General features: G+C 67.9%; 16 protein-coding genes. 15 read left to right on the top strand and 1 reads right to left on the bottom strand.

Annotated features, from left to right (window positions below):
- Window positions 1–80 precede the first annotated feature (80 nt).
- Entirely contained in the window at window positions 81–1,361 is a 1,281-nt protein-coding gene (locus tag FNM00_RS06075) for a cytochrome P450 (RefSeq protein ID WP_246065087.1), read from the top strand.
- Window positions 1,362–1,364: 3 nt separating this feature from the next.
- On the opposite strand, the gene FNM00_RS06070 is transcribed toward FNM00_RS06075, so the two are convergent.
- A complete protein-coding gene (locus FNM00_RS06070) occupies window positions 1,365–2,018 on the bottom strand; it encodes an MBL fold metallo-hydrolase (protein WP_143912435.1) in 654 nt (217 codons plus the stop codon).
- A 223-nt stretch (window positions 2,019–2,241) separates the two neighbouring features.
- Between FNM00_RS06070 and uvrA the strand changes: the two genes are divergently transcribed.
- The 14 genes from uvrA (at window position 2,242) to FNM00_RS06000 (ending at window position 20,395) form a co-directional block, all read left to right on the top strand.
- Entirely contained in the window at window positions 2,242–5,100 is a 2,859-nt protein-coding gene (gene uvrA / locus FNM00_RS06065; protein WP_143912434.1) for an excinuclease ABC subunit UvrA, read from the top strand.
- A gap of 6 nt (window positions 5,101–5,106) precedes the next feature.
- Entirely contained in the window at window positions 5,107–7,080 is a 1,974-nt protein-coding gene (gene uvrC, locus FNM00_RS06060) for an excinuclease ABC subunit UvrC (protein WP_143912432.1), read from the top strand.
- Window positions 7,077–7,940 carry an RNase adapter RapZ gene (gene rapZ / locus FNM00_RS06055; protein ID WP_185973004.1) on the top strand — a complete coding sequence of 288 codons (864 nt, stop codon included), beginning with the start codon at window positions 7,077–7,079 and terminating at the stop codon, window positions 7,938–7,940. Before uvrC ends, rapZ begins: the two co-directional genes overlap by 4 nt.
- Window positions 7,937–8,872, top strand: a complete 936-nt coding sequence (locus FNM00_RS06050; protein ID WP_143912430.1) for a gluconeogenesis factor YvcK family protein — start codon at window positions 7,937–7,939, stop codon at window positions 8,870–8,872. Before rapZ ends, FNM00_RS06050 begins: the two co-directional genes overlap by 4 nt.
- A 36-nt stretch (window positions 8,873–8,908) precedes the next feature.
- On the top strand, window positions 8,909–9,892 hold the full coding sequence (gene whiA / locus FNM00_RS06045; protein ID WP_143912429.1) for a DNA-binding protein WhiA: 984 nt from the start codon (window positions 8,909–8,911) through the stop codon (window positions 9,890–9,892).
- Between the two features lie 85 nt (window positions 9,893–9,977).
- Window positions 9,978–10,985: a type I glyceraldehyde-3-phosphate dehydrogenase gene (gap, locus tag FNM00_RS06040; RefSeq protein ID WP_143912427.1), complete on the top strand. Its 1,008-nt coding sequence runs from the start codon at window positions 9,978–9,980 to the stop codon at window positions 10,983–10,985.
- 19 nt (window positions 10,986–11,004) lie between these two features.
- On the top strand, window positions 11,005–12,219 hold the full coding sequence (locus FNM00_RS06035) for a phosphoglycerate kinase (protein ID WP_143912425.1): 1,215 nt from the start codon (window positions 11,005–11,007) through the stop codon (window positions 12,217–12,219).
- A complete protein-coding gene (gene tpiA, locus FNM00_RS06030; RefSeq protein WP_143912424.1) occupies window positions 12,216–13,016 on the top strand; it encodes a triose-phosphate isomerase in 801 nt (266 codons plus the stop codon). The genes FNM00_RS06035 and tpiA overlap by 4 nt, the downstream gene beginning before the upstream one ends.
- A 15-nt stretch (window positions 13,017–13,031) precedes the next feature.
- Window positions 13,032–13,268, top strand: coding sequence for a preprotein translocase subunit SecG (secG, locus tag FNM00_RS06025; RefSeq protein WP_143912422.1), 237 nt, complete (start codon window positions 13,032–13,034; stop codon window positions 13,266–13,268).
- Window positions 13,268–13,621 (top strand): RNA polymerase-binding protein RbpA, encoded by a 354-nt coding sequence (locus FNM00_RS06020; protein ID WP_143912420.1) that lies wholly within the window; start codon window positions 13,268–13,270, stop codon window positions 13,619–13,621. Before secG ends, FNM00_RS06020 begins: the two co-directional genes overlap by 1 nt.
- A gap of 198 nt (window positions 13,622–13,819) precedes the next feature.
- A complete protein-coding gene (locus FNM00_RS06015; RefSeq protein WP_185973002.1) occupies window positions 13,820–14,767 on the top strand; it encodes an ornithine cyclodeaminase family protein in 948 nt (315 codons plus the stop codon).
- 49 nt (window positions 14,768–14,816) lie between these two features.
- Window positions 14,817–16,241, top strand: coding sequence for a short-chain fatty acid transporter (locus FNM00_RS06010; protein WP_143912416.1), 1,425 nt, complete (start codon window positions 14,817–14,819; stop codon window positions 16,239–16,241).
- 27 nt (window positions 16,242–16,268) lie between these two features.
- Complete coding sequence (locus tag FNM00_RS06005; protein ID WP_143912414.1) at window positions 16,269–19,643, top strand: molybdopterin-dependent oxidoreductase; 3,375 nt, start codon at window positions 16,269–16,271, stop codon at window positions 19,641–19,643.
- Between the two features lie 92 nt (window positions 19,644–19,735).
- Window positions 19,736–20,395, top strand: a complete 660-nt coding sequence (locus tag FNM00_RS06000; protein WP_143912412.1) for a GntR family transcriptional regulator — start codon at window positions 19,736–19,738, stop codon at window positions 20,393–20,395.
- Window positions 20,396–20,410 lie beyond the last annotated feature (15 nt).

The following is a 20,410-nucleotide window of genomic DNA, read 5'->3' as shown; positions in this document are numbered from 1 at the left end:
TTGTCTCTGCCGAGCTGGTGTGTGGTCCAACACTGCTCCGCCTCGATCCTCGCGGCAACCGGTACGTGTACGGTGTTGCGGTGTCGTTGTTGAGGACCTATGGCGCGCGCCTGGGCGGTGCCCTGGCGCGTCGGCACGTGCGCAAGCGCGGAATCGATCTCTCCCGGATCTCCTTCATCCCCGAGGAGACCAAGCGGCCATTGCAGCGTGAGGGCACCGATCCGGTGGCCGAGATGGCCGAGTACCGGGCCGGGTCTCCGTTGCGCAAACTCGATCTCCCGTTCGCCTTCGACGCCTATCTGATCACGGGGCACGCCGAGGCCCGTGAGGTGCTGACCTCCCGAGACGCCTACTCGAACGACATCCGGCACCTGTTCAGCGGATCGGGACCGGCGACCTCCGACGATATCGGCGGCCTCGGCTTCACCGATCCGCCGTTGCACACGCGGCTACGCAAGATCGTGACGCCGGAGTTCACCATGCGCCGGCTTGCTCGCCTGGAGCCGATGATCGACCGGATCGCCGATGAGGCCCTCGATGCGCTCGAACAGGCCGGTCCCGGGGCCGATCTGGCCAAACACGTCGCCTTCCCGGTGCCGTTCAACACGATCTGCGCGCTGCTGGGCCTGGACTACGACGATCGCGAGGAGTTCGCGAAGCTGGGCAGCCAGCGCTTCGATGCCACGAACGGCGCGGCTGCTGCCTTCGGCGCGGTCTCCGCCCAGCGCGAGTTCCTCTTCGATGCCGTGGCGCGTCAGCGGGTCGAGCCGGGGCCGGGCCTCATCGGGCAGATCATCCAGGCCGAGGGCGAGCAGATCTCCGATGTCGATCTCGCCGGGCTCGCCGACGGTGTCTTCACCGGGGGCTTCGAGACCACGGCGGGGATGATCGCGCTGAGCACGATCGTCCTGCACCGCGACCCGACCTATGCCGACCTGGTGCGGTCCGGTAATCGCGAGACCGTGGACCGGGTGATCGAGGAGCTGCTGCGCTACCTGGCGGTGGTGCAGGTGGCGTTCCCGCGGTTCGCGAAACAGGACATGGAGCTGTTCGGCACGTCATTGAAGAAGGGCGATGTCGTCCTGGCCTCGTTGAGCGCCGCCAATCGCGACCCGAAGAGCGCGGGAGAGCGCCCTGACGAGTTCGATCCCTATCGGGTGCCGACCAGCGGACACTTGGCCTTCGGGCACGGCATCCATCGCTGTATCGGTGCCGAGCTGGCGCGGATGGAGCTGCGGATCGTGCTGCCCAAGCTGCTGCAACGGTTCCCGGCGCTCGGGCTGGCGGTCCCCGAGAGCGATCTGGAGTTCCGTCAGCTCAGCTTCGTCTTCGGCATCGACGAGCTCCCCGTCACCTGGTAGCCGTCACCACCCGCGGTCGCGCCATTCGCTGAGGTGCGGGCGTTCGGCGCCAAGGGTGGAGTCATTGCCGTGGCCGGGGTAGAACCAGGTGTCGTCGTCGAAGCGCCCGAAGATCTTGGACTCGACATCGCCGATGAGGCTCCGGAAATCCTCCTCCGACCAGGTCTTGCCCACGCCTCCGGGGAAGAGCGAGTCACCCGTGAAGAGGTGCACGATGCCATCGGGGTCGTCATAGGCCAGGACGATTGACCCGGGCGTGTGGCCCACGATCTCGATCACCTCGAGCTCACAGGTGCCGACCACGATGCGAGCACCGGTGCGCACCCGCACGTCGACGGGCACGGGCAGCTCGTCCGCATCGTCCTCGCCCGCCACGGTCTGCGCGCCGGTCGCCGCGACGACATCGGGGAGTGCCTGCACGTGATCGGGATGACGATGGGTGGTGACGACCCGCGCGAGACCGGCGTCGCCGACGAGCTCCAGCAGACGCGGCGTCTCGGCGGCCGCGTCGATCAGTGCCTGCTCGCCGGTGATCGTGCACTGCAGCAGGTAGGCGTTGTTGCTCATCGGCCCGACGGCGACCTTGGTGATCCGCAGATCGCCGGCCTCCCGCACATCCGGAGCTCCACCGACTTCGACTTCTCCCGTGTACGTCATGGCCCGACCCTAGCGTCCCCGCTCCTGGGTGGTGAGTAGTCCATCCTTGATCGCCGAGTGGACCGGTTTGACGCCGGCGGTGAGCTACCACGCACCAGAGCGCGGAACGTGCGGGATAGCTCACCGCTCCGCGAGGCGGGATGTGGGACAGCTCACCGCCCACGGAGGCCGCTCGAGAACTCGCTCAAGAGAAACTGTCGGTGCCCCTCGTTAGGCTGGTCGGGTGGCTGATCGTCTCGTGATTCGCGGTGCACGCGAGCACAATCTCAAGGACGTCTCGCTCGATCTACCCCGTGATGCGCTCATCACGTTCACGGGGCTCTCCGGATCGGGCAAGTCGTCGCTCGCCTTCGACACCATCTTCGCCGAAGGGCAGCGTCGCTATGTCGAATCGCTGTCGGCCTATGCGCGGCAATTCCTCGGTCAGATGGACAAGCCGGATGTCGACTTCATCGAGGGTCTGTCCCCGGCGGTCTCGATCGACCAGAAGTCCACGTCACGCAACCCGCGTTCCACGGTCGGCACCATCACCGAGGTGTACGACTATCTGCGCCTGCTGTACTCGCGCGCCGGGCATCCGCACTGCCCGGTGTGTGGCGAGGCGATCAGCCGGCAGACGCCCCAGCAGATCGTCGACCGTATCCTCGACGGCGCGGAGGGCACGCGCTTCCAGGTGCTCGCGCCGATGATCCGCGGTCGCAAGGGCGAGTACACCGAGCTGTTCAGCACCCTGCAGCAGCAGGGCTTCAGCCGCGCGATCGTGGACGGCGAGATGCACCAGCTCGCCGACGAGCCGCCCAAGCTCGCCAAGCAGAAGAAGCACACCATCGACGTCGTCGTCGACCGCCTCACGGTCAAGGCCAGCTCCAAGCAGCGGCTCACCGAGTCGGTCGAGACCGCGCTCGCACTGGCCGACGGTCTGGTGGTCATCGACTACGTGGATCTGCCCGACGACGATCCGGCTCGTCATCGGCGGTTCTCCGAGAAGCTCGCCTGCCCGAACGACCACCCGTTGCAGATCGATGAGCTCGAGCCACGGTCCTTCTCCTTCAACGCCCCCTTCGGCGCCTGCCCCGAATGCCATGGCCTCGGCAGCCGGATGGAGGTTGACCCCGAGCTGCTCGTCCCGGATCCGGAGAAGTCGCTTGCCGAGGGGGCCATCGCCGCATGGGCCTACAACCAGGTCTCGGAGTACTTCCTGCGTCTCACCGAGGCACTCGCGGACGAGCTCGGCTTCTCGACCGACACCCCGTACATCGAGCTGCCCGGTGACGTGAAGAACGCGCTGATGCACGGCCACGAGACCAAGGTGCACGTCCGCTACAAGAACCGGTACGGACGCGAGCGCTCGTACTACTCGGCCTTCGAGGGCGCCGTCGGCTTCGTTCAGCGGCGATACGCCGAGACCGAGTCCGACACGAACCGCGAGCGGCTCGAGGGCTTCATGCGCGAGGTGCCGTGCCCGACCTGTGACGGCACGCGCCTCAAGCCCGTCATCCTCGCGGTCACCATCGAGTCGGCCAAGCACGGCGCCAAGAACATCGCCGAGCTGTGCCATCTCTCGATCGCAGAGGCCGCGGAGTTCCTCGACGACCTCGTGATGAACGACCGGGAACGCCAGATCGGCGGCCGGGTGCTCAAGGAGATCCACGAGCGACTGCGGTTCCTGCTCGATGTAGGCCTCGACTACCTGTCGCTGGACCGCGCCGCCGGCTCACTCTCGGGCGGCGAGGCCCAGCGCATCCGACTCGCCACGCAGATCGGCGCCGGCCTGGTCGGCGTCCTCTACGTACTCGACGAGCCGTCCATCGGACTGCACCAACGCGACAACCACCGCCTCATCGAGACCCTCGTGCGGCTCAAGAATCTCGGCAACACGCTCATCGTCGTCGAGCACGATGAGGACACCATCCGCACGTCGGACTGGGTGGTTGATATCGGCCCGGGTGCCGGCGAGCACGGCGGCCAGGTCATGGTGTCGGGCACGGTCGACGAGCTGCTGGCCAATGACGACTCCCTCACCGGTCGTTACCTCAGCGGCAAGGAGAGCATCCCGCTGCCAGAGAAGCGGAGGCCACGCCAAGAGGGACGCGAGGTCACCGTGCGAGGTGCCCGTGAGAACAACCTGCGCGATATCGATGTCACCTTCCCGCTCGGCCAGCTCGTCGCGGTCACGGGGGTGTCCGGTTCGGGCAAGTCCACGCTCGTGAACGACATCCTCTACACCTCCCTCGCCCGCGCGATCTACAAGGCGCGCACGATCCCCGGACGGCACCGCGCCATCGACGGTATCGAGAACCTCGACAAGGTCATCCACGTCGACCAGTCGCCGATCGGGCGCACGCCGCGCTCCAACCCGGCGACCTACACCGGCGTGTTCGACCACGTCCGCAAGCTCTTCGCCCAGACTCCCGAGGCCAAGATGCGGGGCTACCTGCCGGGACGCTTCTCCTTCAATGTCAAGGGCGGCCGCTGCGAGGCGTGCCACGGCGACGGCACGATCCGCATCGAGATGAACTTCCTGCCCGATGTCTACGTGCCCTGCGAGGTCTGCCACGGTGCGCGGTACAACCGCGAGACCCTCGAGGTGCACTACAAGGGCAAGACCATCGCCGATGTCCTCGACATGCCGATCGAGGAGGCCGTCGACTTCTTCGAGGCCATCCCGGCCATCGCCCGGCACATGCGCACGCTCGTCGACGTCGGGCTGGGCTATGTGCGGCTCGGTCAGTCCGCGCCCACCCTGTCCGGCGGCGAGGCGCAGCGCGTCAAGCTGGCCGCTGAGCTGCAGAAGCGGTCCACTGGACGCACGATCTACGTGCTCGACGAGCCGACCACCGGCCTGCACTTCGAGGACATCCGCAAGCTCCTCGGCGTGTTGCAGCGGCTGGTCGACACCGGCAACTCGGTCCTGGTCATCGAGCACAATCTCGACGTCATCAAGTCCTCGGACTGGATCATCGACATGGGCCCGGAGGGCGGCAGCGGTGGCGGCGTGCTGGTCGCCGAGGGCACTCCCGAGGACGTAGCGGCCAATCCGGCGAGCCACACCGGGCGCTTCCTGGCGCCCCTCCTGGCGTGAGCGCCGATGGCTGATCCGGCCACCTATAGGCCCAAGCCGGGCGAGATCCCGACCGAGCCGGGCGTCTACCGCTTCCGCGATGCCGAACGCCGCGTGATCTACGTTGGCAAGGCCAAGTCGCTGCGACCACGTCTCAGCTCCTATTTCCAGGACATCGTCCACCTGCATCCGCGCACACAGCAGATGGTGACCACGGCGGCATCGGTCGAGTGGACCGTGGTCGGCACCGAGGTCGAGGCGCTGGCGCTGGAGTACTCCTGGATCAAGGAGTACGACCCCCGCTTCAACGTCAAGTACCGCGACGACAAGTCCTACCCGTGGCTGGCGGTCACCGTGGGGGAGGAGTTCCCCCGTGTGCAGGTGATGCGCGGGGCGCAGCGCAAGGGGGTGCGGTACTTCGGGCCGTATGGTCACGCCTGGGCGATCCGTGACACCGTCGACACCCTGTTGCGGGTGTTCCCCATGCGGTCCTGCTCGGCCGGGGTGTTCCGGCGTTCCAAGGCGATCGGCCGGCCCTGCCTGCTCGGCGACATCGGCAAATGCGCGGCCCCCTGCGTCGGGCGGGTGTCCGCCGAGGAGCATCGCGACATCGTCGACGACTTCCTCGCGTTCATGGGTGGCCAGACCGCCGGCTTCACCCGGCGGATCGAGCAGCAGATGCGCGACGCGGCCGGACGCCAGGAGTACGAGCTCGCCGCCAAGTACCGCGACGACCTCTCCGCCCTGCAACGCGTCCTGGAGAAGCAGACCGTGGTCCTCGGGGACGGCACCGATGCCGATGTCTTCGGCTTCGTCGACGATCCCCTGGAGGTCGCGGTCCAGATATTCTCGGTGCGCGGCGGGCGTGTGCGCGGACAGCGAGGCTGGGTCGCCGACAAGGAGGACGATGCCGCGCTGGCGGATCTGGTTCAGCACGCCTTGATGACCCTCTACCAGGACGCGGTCGACGAGGCGATCCCCAAGCAGGTGCTGGTGCCCGAGCTACCCGCGGATCTGGACGCGGTCGAGGCGCTGCTCAGCGAGCAGCGAGGCGGCCCCGTGCGCATCCGCGTCCCTCGGCGCGGCGACAAGAGGCGCCTGATGGAGACCGTGGAGCAGAACGCCAAACAGGCGATGGGCAGGCACAAGCTCAAGCGCAGTGGTGATCTCACCGCCCGGAGCCTGGCCCTGGAGGAGATCCAGGCTGCGCTCGGCCTGCCCGAGCCGCCGCTGCGGATCGAGTGCTTCGACATCTCCAATCTGCAGGGCACCGAGATCGTCGCCTCGATGGTGGTCTTCGAGGACGGACTCGCCCGCAAGTCCGAGTACCGGCGCTTCACGGTCCGGCACCAAGGGCAGAGCGACGTGGCGGCGATGCACGAGGTCATCACCCGGCGTTTCGAGGCCTATCTGCGGGCTCGTGATCGACAGGGCGACGAGGAACCGGGCATCGACCCGGAGACCGGCAAGCCGCGCAAGTTCGCCTACGCGCCGTCATTGGTCGTCGTCGACGGCGGACCGCCGCAGGTGGCCGCCGCCCAGGCCGCGATGGATGAGCTCGGGATCACGGGGATCGCGCTATGCGGGCTGGCCAAGAAGCTCGAAGAGGTGTGGCTGCCCGACACCGAATCCACAGATGGGGGAGACCCGGTGATCTTGCCGCGCACGAGCGAAGGTCTCTATCTCCTGCAGCGAGTCCGCGACGAAGCTCATCGTTTCGCCATCTCTCACCACCGCACGCGCCGGAGCAAGTCCATGGTCGAGAGCCTGCTCGATCCGATCCCCGGGCTGGGGGACACACGACGCAAGGCGCTGATGAAGCAGTTCGGATCGCTCAAGCGGCTCCGTGCCGCGACGGCCGAGGAGATCGAGGCGGTGCCCGGTATCGGTCCGGCTACGGCAGAATCGATCGTGCGGGCCCTGCGAGACGGATCGCCGGCCGGGCCGGCGATCGACACTCGCACGGGTGAGATCATCGACGACGGAGAGGGCAGTACGTGAGCACGATCAACGAGGTCGTCCTGGTCACCGGTATGACCGGTGCGGGACGCGGCACCGCCGCGAAGGTCTTGGAGAAGCTCGGCTACTACGTCATCGACAATCTGCCCGCCCCGATGCTCGCCGATGCCGTGCGCACGGTCGGCGAGGCCGGCGATGTCGATCGATTCGCGCTGGTGGTGGACGCGCGCTCGCGCGGTTTCTTCGGTGCCCTGGTCGACCAGGTCGAGGCAGTGAAGGAGTCCGGTGTGGCCGTCCGGATCCTGTATCTGGAGGCGGCCGACGATGTCCTCGTGCGTCGTCAGGAGGCCGCGCGCCGGCCACATCCGCTCAGCCACGAGGGCCGGTTGATGGACGGCTTCGACCGCGAGCGCGACCTGCTGCGCAATGTGCGGGCGGCGGCGGATCTCGTCATCGACACGACCCGCCTGAACACCCACCAGCTTGCCCAGCGGATGCAGGCCGCCTTCGAGATTCCCGAACAGTACGGTCTGCGGGCGACGGTCGTCTCCTTCGGCTTCAAGTACGGCATCCCGATCGACGCCGACATGGTCGCCGATATGCGTTTCCTGCCCAATCCCTACTGGGACGACGATCTGCGCGCTCTGAGCGGGCTGGACGACCCGGTGCGCACCTATGTCGAGGCACAGCCACGTGCAGTCGAGTTCCTGGACAGTTATGAGCAGCTGATCGCTCTGCTGACCGACGGCTTCCTACACGAGGACAAACACTTCCTGACCGTCGCGATCGGCTGCACGGGCGGACGGCACCGTAGCGTCGCGATGTCCGAGGCGCTCGCGAGCCGGCTCCGGGCGCACGGGGTCAAGACGCTGGTCGTGCACCGCGATCTGGGGAAGGAATGAGCTCGCGCGTCGTCGCTCTCGGGGGAGGGCACGGGCTGGCCGCCAGTCTGGCGGCTCTACGGCGGGTGACCGACGATCTCACCGGCATCGTCACGGTGGCGGACAACGGCGGCTCGTCGGGACGACTGCGCGAGGAGTTCGGCATCCTGCCTCCGGGAGACCTCCGGATGGCGTTGGCGGCACTGTGCCGTGATGACGACTGGGGTCGCACGTGGGCGGGGATTCTGCAGCATCGTTTCAGCGGCGAGGGGCCGCTCGGCAACCACGCGCTCGGGAACCTGCTGCTGGCCGCGACGTGGGACCGGCTGGGCGACACCGTCCGCGGTCTCGCGCTCGTTGGCGAGCTGCTCGGCGCGCAAGGACGCGTGCTGCCGATGGCCTCCGTCCCGCTGACGATCGAGGCCGATGTCCGGTCGCGTACCTCCCCCTATCCCGTGGAGCGTGTGCGAGGCCAGGCGCAGGTCGCCTCGACACCCGGTGAGGTCCTCGGAGTCCGTCTCGAGCCCGCCGATCCGCCGGCGTGCCCTGAGTCGGTGGCTGCCATCGACTCCGCCGACTGGGTCGTCGTCGGGCCGGGGTCGTGGTTCACCAGCGTCATGCCCAATCTGCTGGTCCCGAGCCTGCGCGAGGCGCTCGTGCGCACCAGCGCGCGGCGAATCCTGGTGCTCAATCTGGTCGACCAGCCGGGGGAGACCGAGGGGTTGACCCCGTCCGCACACCTGGACGTCCTCGTCGAGCACGCCCCCGATCTGCGACTGGACGTCATCGTGGCCGATCGACGCAGTGTGGCCGGTGACTCGGCGCTCCAGCACGTCGCTCGTCGCGTGGGTGCCAGGCTGGTCTGCGCCGATGTCGCGTCGCGAGAGCGGCCCGACCAGCACGATCCGGAGCTGCTCGCCCAGGTATTCACGAAGGTTTTCAGCGAGGCATAGAGTGAAGCGAGCACTCTTCGAGGAGGAACACCGCGGATGGCGATGACGACCCAGGTCAAGTCCGAGCTGGCGCAGACACCGATCACCAAGTCCTGCTGCCGCAAGGCCGAGGTCTCCACGATCCTGCGCTTCGCCGGTGGGCTGCATATCGTGTCGGGCCGGATCGTGGTGGAGGCCGAGCTCGACTCGGGTGCCACGGCGCGCCGCCTGCGCAAGGACATCGCCGAGGTCTACGGGCACGGCAGCGAGTTGCTGGTGCTGCAGAACGGCGGCATCCGCAAGGGCACCTCGTACGTCGTGCGGGTGGCCAAGGAAGGCGACGCACTGGCTCGGCAGACCGGTGTGGTCGACGCCAGCGGCAGGCCCATCAGAGGTCTTCCGCCCCAGGTCGTCTCCGGCGCGTCCTGTGACGCGGTGGCTGCGTGGCGCGGCGCCTTCCTGGCACGTGGATCGCTGACCGAGCCCGGCCGTTCGTCCTCCCTTGAGGTGACCGCCCCCGGGCCGGAGGCGGCGTTGGCCCTCGTGGGCTCGGCCCGTCGGCTGGGTATCGCCGCGAAGGCGCGTGAGGTGCGCGGCGCCGACCGCGTCGTGATCCGCGACGGCGAGGCCATCGGCGCGCTCTTGACGCGCCTCGGAGCCCACGAGGCGCTGCTGGCGTGGGAGGAACGGCGCATGCGCCGCGAGGTGCGTGCGACCGCCAACCGGCTGGCCAACTTCGATGACGCCAATCTGCGCCGTTCGGCGCGCGCGGCCGTCGCCGCCGGGGCCCGGGCGCAGCGAGCCCTCGAGATCCTCGGCGACGAGGTGCCGGACCATCTGAAGCTCGCGGGGCTGCTGCGCGTGGAGCATCGCCAGGCGAGCCTGGAGGAACTGGGTCAATTGCACGACCCGGTGCTCACCAAGGATGCGATCGCCGGCCGGATCCGCCGCCTGCTGGCGATGGCGGACAAGCGTGCACAGGACCTCGGTATCCCTGACACCGAGGCGGGTCTGAATGAGGATCTCCTGCCCGATCATTGAGGGCGTCGGTCCGCACGCTGGCCGACAACGGCAGTAGTAGGGTGGACGGTGTAGTGCACCCCACCTTCGATTGCAGGAGTCTCGCGTGACTGTTCGTGTAGGTATCAACGGCTTCGGTCGCATCGGCCGCAACTTCTTCCGCGCCGCACGCGCCGCCGGGGCGGACATCGAGATCGTCGCGGTCAACGACCTCACCGACAACAAGACCCTCGCCACGCTGCTGAAGTACGACTCCATCCTCGGTCGCCTCGACGCCGAGGTGACCTACGACGACGAGGCCATCTATGTCGGCGATCAGCGCATCGCGGCCTTCGAGGAGCGCGACCCCGCCAAGCTCGACTGGGCCAGCGTCGGAGCCGATGTCATCGTCGAGTCGACTGGCTTCTTCACCGACGCCACGCAGGCCAAGGCCCACCTCGACGGCGGCGCCAAGAAGGTCGTCATCTCCGCGCCCGCCAAGAACGAGGACATCACGATCGTGATGGGCGTCAACGACGATCTCTACGATCCCGCGCAGCACACGGTGATCTCGAACGCGTCGTGCACCACCAACTGCCTCGCTCCGATGGCCAAGGCGCTCAACGACGCCCTCGGCATCGAGAAGGGCCTGATGACCACGATCCACGCGTACACGCAGGATCAGAACCTCCAGGACGCGCCGCACAAGGACCTGCGCCGCGCCCGTGCCGCTGCGCTCAACATCGTCCCGACCTCCACGGGCGCCGCCAAGGCCGTCAGCCTGGTGCTGCCCGAGCTCAAGGGCAAGCTCGACGGTTACGCGCTGCGTGTCCCGGTGCCGACCGGTTCGGCCACCGATCTGACCTTCACCGCCGGTCGTGAGACCACGGTCGAGGAGGTCAACGAGATCGTCAAGAAGGCTGCTGCCGAGGGTCCGCTGGCCGGCAAGCTCACGTACACCGAGGATCCGATCGTGTCGACCGATATCGTCACCGATCCCGCCTCGTGCATCTTCGACTCCGGCCTCACCAAGGTGATCGGCGACCAGGTCAAGGTCGTCGGCTGGTATGACAACGAGTGGGGATACTCCAACCGCCTGGTCGACCTCGTCGATCTCGTCGGCGGATCGCTCTGATCGCGGGAGACGGCTTCTCGTGAAGACGATCGACACCCTGCTGTCGGAGTCCGGTGGCGACCTGAGCGGCAAGCGCGTCCTGGTCCGCAGTGACCTCAACGTGCCGTTGGACGGTCAGCGCATCACCGACGACGGCCGAGTCCGCGCCAGCGTGCCGACCATCAAGCGTCTGACCGATGCGGGCGCCAAGGTCCTGGTGACGGCCCACCTGGGCCGCCCCAAGGGCACGCCCGATCCACAGTTCTCGCTCAAACCGGTCGCTGAACGTCTGGCAGAACTGCTGGAACAGCCGGTCCTGTTCGCCAACGACACCGTGGGTCCCGAAGCACACCGGATCAGTGCGGCGCTCGGTGACGGCGAGGTCGCGGTGGTGGAGAATGTCCGCTTCAACGCCGGCGAGACGAGCAAGGACGATGCCGAGCGCGGCGCCTTCGCCGACGAGCTGGCCGAGCTCGCGGAAGTCTTCGTCTCCGACGGCTTCGGGGTCGTGCACCGCAAGCAGGCGAGCGTCTACGACATCGCCCACCGGTTGCCGGCTTATGTCGGCGGCCTCGTCGAGGCGGAGGTCGAGGTCCTCGAACGACTGACCGAGAGTCCCGAGCGGCCTTATGCGGTCGTGCTCGGTGGCTCGAAGGTCTCCGACAAGCTCGGCGTGATCGACCACCTCATCGATCGTGCCGACACGCTGCTCATCGGCGGTGGGATGGTCTTCACCTTCCTGGCCGCGCAGGGGCACGGGGTCGGCAAGAGCCTGCTCGAGTCCGACCAGATCGAGGTGGCCAAGGGCTACATCGAGCGCGCGGCTCGGCAGGGGGTGGAGCTGGTGCTGCCGACGGATGTCGTGGTGGCACCGGAGTTCGCCGCCGATGCGCCGGCGACGATCGTCTCGGTCGACGCCATTCCCGAGGATCAGCTGGGCCTCGACATCGGTCCTGACTCCGCGGAGCACTTCGCCGACGTCATCCGACGCGCGCGGACGGTCTTCTGGAACGGCCCGATGGGCGTGTTCGAGATGGCGGCCTTCGCCGCGGGCACCAAGGCGGTCGCGCAGGCGCTCACCGAGGTCGATGGACTCTCGGTCGTGGGTGGCGGCGATTCCGCCGCAGCCGTGCGTCAGCTCGGGTTCTCCGATGACCAGTTCGGCCATATCTCGACCGGCGGCGGCGCGAGCCTGGAGTACCTGGAGGGCAAGACGCTGCCCGGCCTGGCAGTTCTCGACGAGGAGGCCTCATGACCGAGCGTACGCCCTTGATGGCAGGCAACTGGAAGTCCAATCTCAACCACCATGAGGCCGTCGTCCTGGTGCAGAAGCTCGCGTGGACGTTGTCGGACAAGAAGCACGACTACGCCAAGTCCGAAGTCGTCGTGATCCCGCCGTTCACGGATATCCGCAGTGTGCAGACTCTGGTCGACGGCGATCATCTGCAGATCGGCTACGGGGCGCAGGACGTCTCCGAACACGACGGCGGGGCCTACACCGGGGAGATCAGCGCGGCGATGCTGGCCAAGCTCGGCTGTTCGTATGTGGTGGTGGGCCATTCAGAGCGTCGCGAGTATCACGGCGAGACCGATGCTGTCGTCAACACCAAGGCAGGCAAGACGCTCGCCGCAGGCATGACGCCCATCGTCTGTGTGGGGGAGGGTCTCGAGGTGCGCCAGTCCGGCGAGCATGTCGGCTACACCCTGGGACAGGTCGACGGCTCGCTCGAAGGTCTCACCGCCGAACAGGTGGCCGGACTGGTGATCGCCTATGAACCGGTCTGGGCGATCGGCACCGGCGAGGTGGCGACGCCCGAGGACGCTCAGGAGGTGTGCGCGGCCATCCGCGGACGGCTCGCCGAGACCTGGGGTGCCGAGACGGCCGCGGCAACGCGTATCCTGTACGGCGGATCGGTCAAGGCGCAGAATATTTCGTCGATCATGGCCAAGCCCGATGTCGATGGTGCCCTCGTCGGTGGCGCGAGCCTGCAAGCCGAGGAGTTCGCCGCGATCGCCCGATTCTACGATCTGCCGGACCTGTCCGGTTCCTGACGGAGGAAACGTCTCGTGATCTTGTTGTTCTCGATCCTGCTGGCGCTCAGCAGCGTGCTGATGATCGTGCTGGTGCTCATGCACAAGGGCCGTGGTGGCGGGCTCTCGGACATGTTCGGCGGTGGCGTGTCGAGCTCTCTGGGTGGCTCGTCGGTGGCCGAGCGGAACCTCGACCGTCTGACGGTCGGCGTGGCCCTGGTCTGGGTCGTCTGCGTCTTCGCCCTCGGGCTGTTGCTGAAGGTGAGCGCCTGATGTCCACCGGAGCGATCCGGGGGAGCCGGATCGGTTCCGGTCCCATGGGCGAGGCCGAACGCGGTGAGGCCGCGCCGCGACAGACCATCGACTTCTTCTGCGCCAAGGACCACCGCACCACGTTGCAGTTCGCCATCGAGGCCGAGGTTCCGGTGGAGTGGGACTGTCCGCGGTGCGGGTTCCCCGCCAGCCGGGATGCGGAGAATCGCCCCGATGCTCCGCGGATCGAGCCGTACAAGACCCACCTGGCCTATGTGAAGGAACGGCGTTCGGAGGAGGAGGCCGCGTCGATCCTCGACGAGGCACTCGAGACCTTGCGCACCAAGCGCAAGACAGGGGAGATCATCTTCTGATCGCCGGCCGCTGAGCCGTTTCACCGCCATCGCCCACGGGAGTCGCCCCGTGGGCGATGGCTTTTCTCTTCGCGTTACGTTCACATTTCTGCGCTGCGGCCGTTGACGGCGCGACATACCAACCCCTACGTTATGGGTAATCGATCACCGATCAATACCGATCAGACATCCCACCAACGAGAGGCTCCCGGACCCCGCATGCGCGACTCACCCGCCCTTCCCTTCGTCACCGCGGCCGATTTCGACGGTCTCGTCTCCTATGAGGAGGCGATCAACGCGCTCGAGGGCGCGCTGCGCACCGGGACGGCGACCGAGCACACCCCGCTGCGGAGCCGCACGGATCTGCCTCACGGTCACCTGCTCTACATGCCCTCGCAGGTGGACGGCGTCGTGGGCGTGAAGATGGCCTCGGTCTCCCCGACGAATCACGAGCGGGGCCTTCCGCGGATCCAGGGCCTCGTCATCTTGTCCGACAGCCTGACGCTGCGACCGGCGGTCATCTTCGATGCCGCGGGTTTCACGGTGTTGCGCACCGCGGCGCTGTCCGGTCTGGCCGTCCGTCATCTGGCACCAGCCGACGCCTCGACCCTCGTGGTGTTCGGTGCCGGCCCTCAAGCCCGAGGCCACATCGAGGCCATCCGGGCCGTCCGTCCGCTGCGCCGGGTCATCGTCGTCGGACGCTCGCCGGAGCGTGCCCGCGAGCTGATGGCCTGGGCGGCGGAGTCGGGATTGGAGGCCGAGGTCGGCACGCCGGCAGCGGTGGGGGAGGCGGACATCGTCGCCTGTTGCACCTCCGCATCCGCACCGCTTTTCGACTCGGCGTCCCTGCGAGATGACGCGACCGTCGTGGCCATCGGTTCGCACTCGCCCGAGGCTCGCGAGGTCGACACGGCCCTCGTCGACCGGGCATTCGTGACGGTCGAGACCCGCGCCTCGTCCTTCGCCGAGGCCGGAGACATCATCCTGGCATGCCGCGACGGTGTCCCCGCGGATCGAGCCGTCGATGCCGAGCTCGCGGACGTCGTCAAGGAGCCGCGCACGACCGTGAGCGGCCTCCATCTGTTCAAGGGGGTGGGCGAAGCCTGGTGCGATGTGACGATCGCCGCCCTCGCCGCCGACAAGCTCGGACTGAGCGTCTCCCGGTAGCGATCACCCTCCCTCTGCCCTCGTTTCCGATCTCCCAAGGAGCCCCCTCATGACCGCGTCCACGGAGCGCCGAACTCGCAAGCCCCTCGAACGGCTGTCGAACCTGCTCAGTGACATCTGCGTGCGATGGATCCCCGATCCCTGGATCATCGTCGTGCTGCTGACCATGGTCGCGGGCGCCGTGTCCTTCTTCGCCACCCCCGGCGGTCTCGGCCTGGACAAGGCCGAGACGATCGTTCGCGGATGGGGTGACGGATTCTGGGGCCTGCTCGAGTTCGGCATGCAGATGGCGCTCATGCTGCTCAGCGGCTACGTCGTCGCCAGCTCGCCGCCGGTCCGCCGGGCGCTGATCTGGGTCGCCGACCGGCAAGCGGGACCCAAGCGCACGGTCGCGACGGTCGCCCTGACCAGCATGATCCTTATGTGGATCCACTGGGGGATCGGCCTCATCGCCGCCGGAATCCTGGTGCGGTACTACGCCGCGCGCGACACGAAGGCCGACTACCGGCTCCTCGTGGCAGCCGCGTACCTGGGCATGGCCGGCACGTTCCACGCAGGACTGTCCTCATCGGCAGGACTGCTCGTGGCGACCCCCGGCCATTTCGCCGAGGAGTACTTCGGCGTCATCCCGATGAGCCAGACCGTGTTCTCGCCGTTCAACCTCACGTTGGTGCTGATCACGATCGTGGCATGGACGATCACCGCCATCGTGCTTCAACCTGGGCCGGCCGACACCGTCAGTCCGCCGGCCGAGCTTCGCGAGAAGATGGCCGCCGAGTTCGAAGCCGATCGCGAGGCGCGCGATGCCGCGAAGAGGACCGGCGAGCGGACACCGGTCGAGATCATCGAGAACTCGCGATGGGTCAACGGCAGCATCGGTCTGCTCGGACTCGTCTACGTCGTCCTGTACTTCAGCTCGCTCGAGGACGGCATCCTCCAGGGCCTCACGCTCAACTCGGTGAACTTCATCTTCCTCTTCGTCGGCATCCTGATGCACGGGACGCCCAAGGCCCTGCTCACCGCGGCGCAGACGGGCGGCACCTTCGTATGGGGCGTTCTGCTGCAGTTCCCCTTCTATGCGGGCATCCTCGGCATGATCGTGGCCTCCGGCCTGAGCGAGCGGATCGCCAATGCCTTCGCGACCGTGGCCAGCGAGCAGACCTTCGCGGTGTTCGTCTACTGGTACTCGGCCATCCTCAACTTCTTCGTGCCCTCCGGCGGGTCGAAGTTCGCCATCGAGGCACCGTATCTCGGCGAGGCGGCCCAGACCCTCGGCGTCCCGCTCGATCTGACCACGGTGGCGTACATCTGGGGCGACATGTCGACCAATGCCCTACAGCCCTTCTGGGCGCTGCCGCTGCTGGCCCTGTGCGGTTTGTCCTTCCGGCACATTATGGGATTCCTGATCATCTTCGCCTTGGTGACCTGCTCGATCGGCACCGTGGCCTTCCTGCTGGCTCCGTTGTTCTTCTGACGAGCCCGACCCGCGAGAGGGGTGCGCATGACCGAGGAGATCGCCGGATACTGCACGCTGTGCCGGTCGAGGTGCGGGTCGCTGAACCTGGTCGAAGAGGGCCGGCTCGTCGGCGTACGACCGCTGGCCGGCCATCCTACGGGCGGCGCTCTCTGCGCCAAAGGACGTGCCGCGCCGGAGATCGCGGGCAGCCCGCGTCGGCTGACGGTCCCGCTGCGCCGGACCACGCCCCGCACCGCTCTCGATCCCGAATGGGAGGAGGTGTCCTGGGACGAGGCACTCACCGATATCGCCCGACGGCTGAACGACATCAAGGGTGCATCGGGGGCCGAGGCCGTCGCCTTCGCCGCCACCACCCCGTCCGGAACCCCGATCGTCGACAGCATCGAGTGGATCGAGCGACTGGTGCGGATCTTCGGCAGCCCCAATCTCATCTACGCGGTCGAGAACTGCGGCTGGCACAAGGACTACGCGCACGCGCTCACCTTCGGTCGTGGCGTCGGCGCGCCGGACTACGACGAGGCCGAGACGATCCTGCTCTGGGGACACAACCCTGCGCGCACCTGGCTCGCGCAGGCGAGCCGTATCGCCGAGGCACGTGCACGAGGCGCGACGGTCGTGGTGATCGATCCTAAGAAGGCCGGGAGCGGTCAGCAGTCCGACCTCTGGATGCGCGTCCGGCCGGGTACCGACGCCGCATTGGCGCTCGGCGCGGTGCGGCACCTGTTGCAGACCGCGACCTACGACGAGGACTTCGTGCGCTCGTGGACCAATGCACCGATGCTCGTCGACGACGAGACCGGCCGGTTCCTCACCGCCGATCAGGTCTGGGAGAGCGGTGACGCGGCCGCGTTCGTCGTTCGGGACGTCCGCACCGGGGCGCTCCGCGCCTACGATCCCCGCCACCCGCTGGAGCGTCCCGACGAGGTCGACCTCGACAGCGAGGTCGATCTGGCCACGCCCGAGGGTCGCCGGATCACTGCCCGTCCTGCCTTCGCGCGATTGCGTGAGCACAGCGCCGAATGGACGCCGGAGGCGGTCGCCGAGGCGACCACGATCGGTGTCGCGGAGCTGGAGAGCTTCTTCGAGCTGCTCAGCCGCCGGGGCCGGATCGCCTATCACTCGTGGACCGGTGTGGGCCAGCACTCCAACGCGACCCAGACCGAGCGGTGCATCGCGACGCTCTACGCGCTGCTGGGTGCATGCGATCGTCCCGGCGGCAACCTCTGGTTGCAACCGCCACCGCTGAATCCGCTGTCGCCCTACGATCTGCTGCCACCGGAACAGCGCGAGAAGGCGCTGGGACTCCGTGACCTGCCCCTGGGTCCGCCCCGGCTGGGATGGGTGACCGCTCGACACTTCTGCCGAGCGGCGCTGGAGGGCGATCCCTACCCGGTGCGGGCCTTGGTGAGCTTCGGCAACAACATGACCGTGTCCCAGGCGGACGGCGAGCGTAGCAGGGCGGCCATCGAGGCCCTGGACCTCTACGTCCACACCGACATGTTCATGAACCCCACCGCCGAGCTCGCCGACTACGTGCTGCCGGCGAACACGCCGTGGGAACGGGAGGCCTTGCGGGCCGGTTTCGAGATCACCCAGGAGGCCGTGGAGTATCTCCAGTTCCGTCCCCGCATGATCGACCCGCTCGGCGAGTCCCGCGCCGACTACGAGATCGCGGTGGACCTGGCCACCAGGCTCGGTCTCGGCGAGAAGTTCTTCGACGGTGACATCCGGGCGGGATGGGACTGGCATCTGGCCCCCACCGGGGTCAGGCTGGACGATCTCATCCACGGCGAGCACGCAGCCCGGGTCCCGCAGGTCACCTCGCGGGAGAAGTACGCCGTCGTGCGCGAGGATGGCGGCGTCACGGGCTTCGCGACGCCGACACGAAGGGTGGAGCTGTACTCCCAGCAGCTGCTCGAGCACGGCTACCGGCCCCTGCCGACCTTCGTCGCGCCCATCGATCCCCGTCGGGGTCGCGACGGCGCGCCGTTGCCCCTGATCCTGTCGACGCACAAGAACGGCGTCTACGTGCACACCTCGCACCGCCACGTCGCCTCCCTGCGGCGCCGCGCGCCGGACCCCCACGTCGACGTCAGCGCGGAGCTCGCACGCTCTCGCGGCCTCATCGAGGGCGACTGGGCGGTGATCGAGACGGCGAACGGGACGACCCGAGCCCGCGTCCATGTCGACGACGATCTGCATCCCAGTGTCGTGCTCGCTGACTTCGGCTGGTGGGAGGACTGCCCTCCACTGGGCTTGCCTCGCACGCCGGTGAGCGGCGACGGATCGCTGAACATCAACGCGGTGCTCAGCGACGACGAGCACGATCCGACGAGCGGCTCGGTCCCGTTGCGGGCGGTGGCCTGTGAACTGCGGCCCGATCCCGTGCTCAGCGAAGGGAACTGGGCCGGACGACAGCAGATGCGGGTGCTGCGCGCTTGGCCGGAGGCCGAGGGTGTGGCCGGACTGAGCCTCGCCCCGGCGGGAGGGGAGTCGATGCCGGCCGTCCGTCCCGGGCAGCATGTCCTGCTCGCCGCCACCGAGGACGGGCCGGCGCGTGCCTACTCGGTGACCCGCGGGGGCGAGGGCGAGTCGACGGTCGACATCGCCGTGCGGCGTATCGAGGACGGGGTGATCTCGCGCTTCGTCCACGAGGACGTGTCGACCGGATCGCGGCTGTGGCTGGAACGTCCGCAGGGCACGTTCACCCCACCGTTGTCGACCGACCGTCCCGTCGTGCTGGTGGCGGGGGGAGTGGGCATCACACCGTTCATCGGCTACCTGCGCGCGCTGCGGGACCGTTCGGAACGGCCGCCGTCGGTCACCCTGCTGGCCGTGTTCCGCAACAGCCTCGAGCACCCGTTCCGCGACGAGCTCGATCTGCTCGACCGTGAGATTCCGGAGCTGAGCATCCGAGCGTGGTACTCGCAGCCCGCGGAGGCGGATCGGCCCGGTCACGACTTCGACGAACAGGGAAGGCTCTCGCTCCGCGATCTGGATCTGCCGGTCGACGAGCGTCCGCTCGTGTACCTGTGCGGCGCATCGAGCCTGATGGATGACGTGACCGAAGAGCTCGCCGGGCGCGGTGTGCCGCGATTCGACGTCTTCCGCGAGGACTTCCACGCCGCGGTCGAGGTACCGCAGAACCTCGAGCCCGCGATCATCCGGTTCGGTGGCGGTGGCGAGCCGATCAGCTGGACGCCGGCGGACGGCTCGATCCTGCGAGCGGCCGAGCGGCAGGGCCGCGTCCTGCCGAGTGGCTGCCGGGTCGGCCAGTGCGAGAGCTGCGCCGTCCGCGTGATCTCAGGGACGGTCGCCCATCTCGGCGAGGACCCTGCTGACGACGGATGTCTCACCTGTATCGCCGTGCCCATCGGCGACGTGGTCCTCGACATCTGAGCGAGGAGGTCCGCACGGGCCGATCGGCCTTGAACGGTAGTCGATTACCACTGTCGATGGGGTACTGTACGAGACATGTCGAAGAGGCACCCATGATCTCCGCGAGAACCCTGGAGCGCGATGACAGCCTCCGTGACAAGGCGCTGCGGATCGTGCGTCAGGCGATCGTCTCGGGTGAGATCAAGAGCGGTGAGGTCTGCTCGGCCACCGCCCTGGCCCGCCAGCTCGGCGTGTCCGTCAGCCCCGTTCGTGAGGCGATGCTCACCCTCGTGAATGCCGGCATCATGGAGCCGGTCCGCAATATCGGTTTCCGGGTGGCGGAGCTGACCCCGGCCGACCTCGACGAGGTCTTCGAGCTGCGGCTCATGCTCGAGGTGCCGGCCGTCCGCGCGCTCGCCGATGTCGATCTGACGGCCGAGCGCGATCGACTCGATCAGCTGGTGCGCGCCACGGAGGTCTCAGCCGAAGACCGCGATGTCAACACGTTCCTGGCAGCGGACCGCGAATTCCATCTGGCGCTCCTCGAGTTGCATGGGAACCGTCGGCTGCTGGACTGGGTTGCCATCCTGCGCGACCAGACGCGGCTCTACGGCTTGCGCGAGTCCGACACCCACACCTTGAGCGAGGCGGCGGGCGAACACCGCAGCATCCTCAACGCGGTGCTCGACGGCGACGGCGAGGCGGCCGATCGGCTGCTCAGCGCCCACCTGGCCCACACCCGCAGCGACTGGGCGCATCCACCCGAGCGCTGAGCGGGAGATCGATGG

The sequence above is a fragment of the Aeromicrobium piscarium genome (genome assembly GCF_007421815.1).
Lineage (GTDB): Bacteria > Actinomycetota > Actinomycetes > Propionibacteriales > Nocardioidaceae > Aeromicrobium > Aeromicrobium piscarium.
This window is presented reverse-complemented; position numbering and strand designations above follow the sequence as displayed.

Excerpts from the sequence above, each read along its gene's own strand:
- FNM00_RS06070 (WP_143912435.1), bottom strand. The coding sequence starts at position 2,018 with ATGACGTACACGGGAGAAGTCGAAGTCGGTGGAGCTCCGGATGTGCGG.
- uvrC (WP_143912432.1), top strand. The coding sequence starts at position 5,107 with ATGGCTGATCCGGCCACCTATAGGCCCAAGCCGGGCGAGATCCCGACC.
- FNM00_RS06050 (WP_143912430.1), top strand. The coding sequence starts at position 7,937 with ATGAGCTCGCGCGTCGTCGCTCTCGGGGGAGGGCACGGGCTGGCCGCC.
- whiA (WP_143912429.1), top strand. The coding sequence starts at position 8,909 with ATGGCGATGACGACCCAGGTCAAGTCCGAGCTGGCGCAGACACCGATC.
- tpiA (WP_143912424.1), top strand. The coding sequence starts at position 12,216 with ATGACCGAGCGTACGCCCTTGATGGCAGGCAACTGGAAGTCCAATCTC.
- FNM00_RS06020 (WP_143912420.1), top strand. The coding sequence starts at position 13,268 with ATGTCCACCGGAGCGATCCGGGGGAGCCGGATCGGTTCCGGTCCCATG.
- FNM00_RS06015 (WP_185973002.1), top strand. The coding sequence starts at position 13,820 with ATGCGCGACTCACCCGCCCTTCCCTTCGTCACCGCGGCCGATTTCGAC.
- FNM00_RS06010 (WP_143912416.1), top strand. The coding sequence starts at position 14,817 with ATGACCGCGTCCACGGAGCGCCGAACTCGCAAGCCCCTCGAACGGCTG.
- FNM00_RS06005 (WP_143912414.1), top strand. The coding sequence starts at position 16,269 with ATGACCGAGGAGATCGCCGGATACTGCACGCTGTGCCGGTCGAGGTGC.
- FNM00_RS06000 (WP_143912412.1), top strand. The coding sequence starts at position 19,736 with ATGATCTCCGCGAGAACCCTGGAGCGCGATGACAGCCTCCGTGACAAG.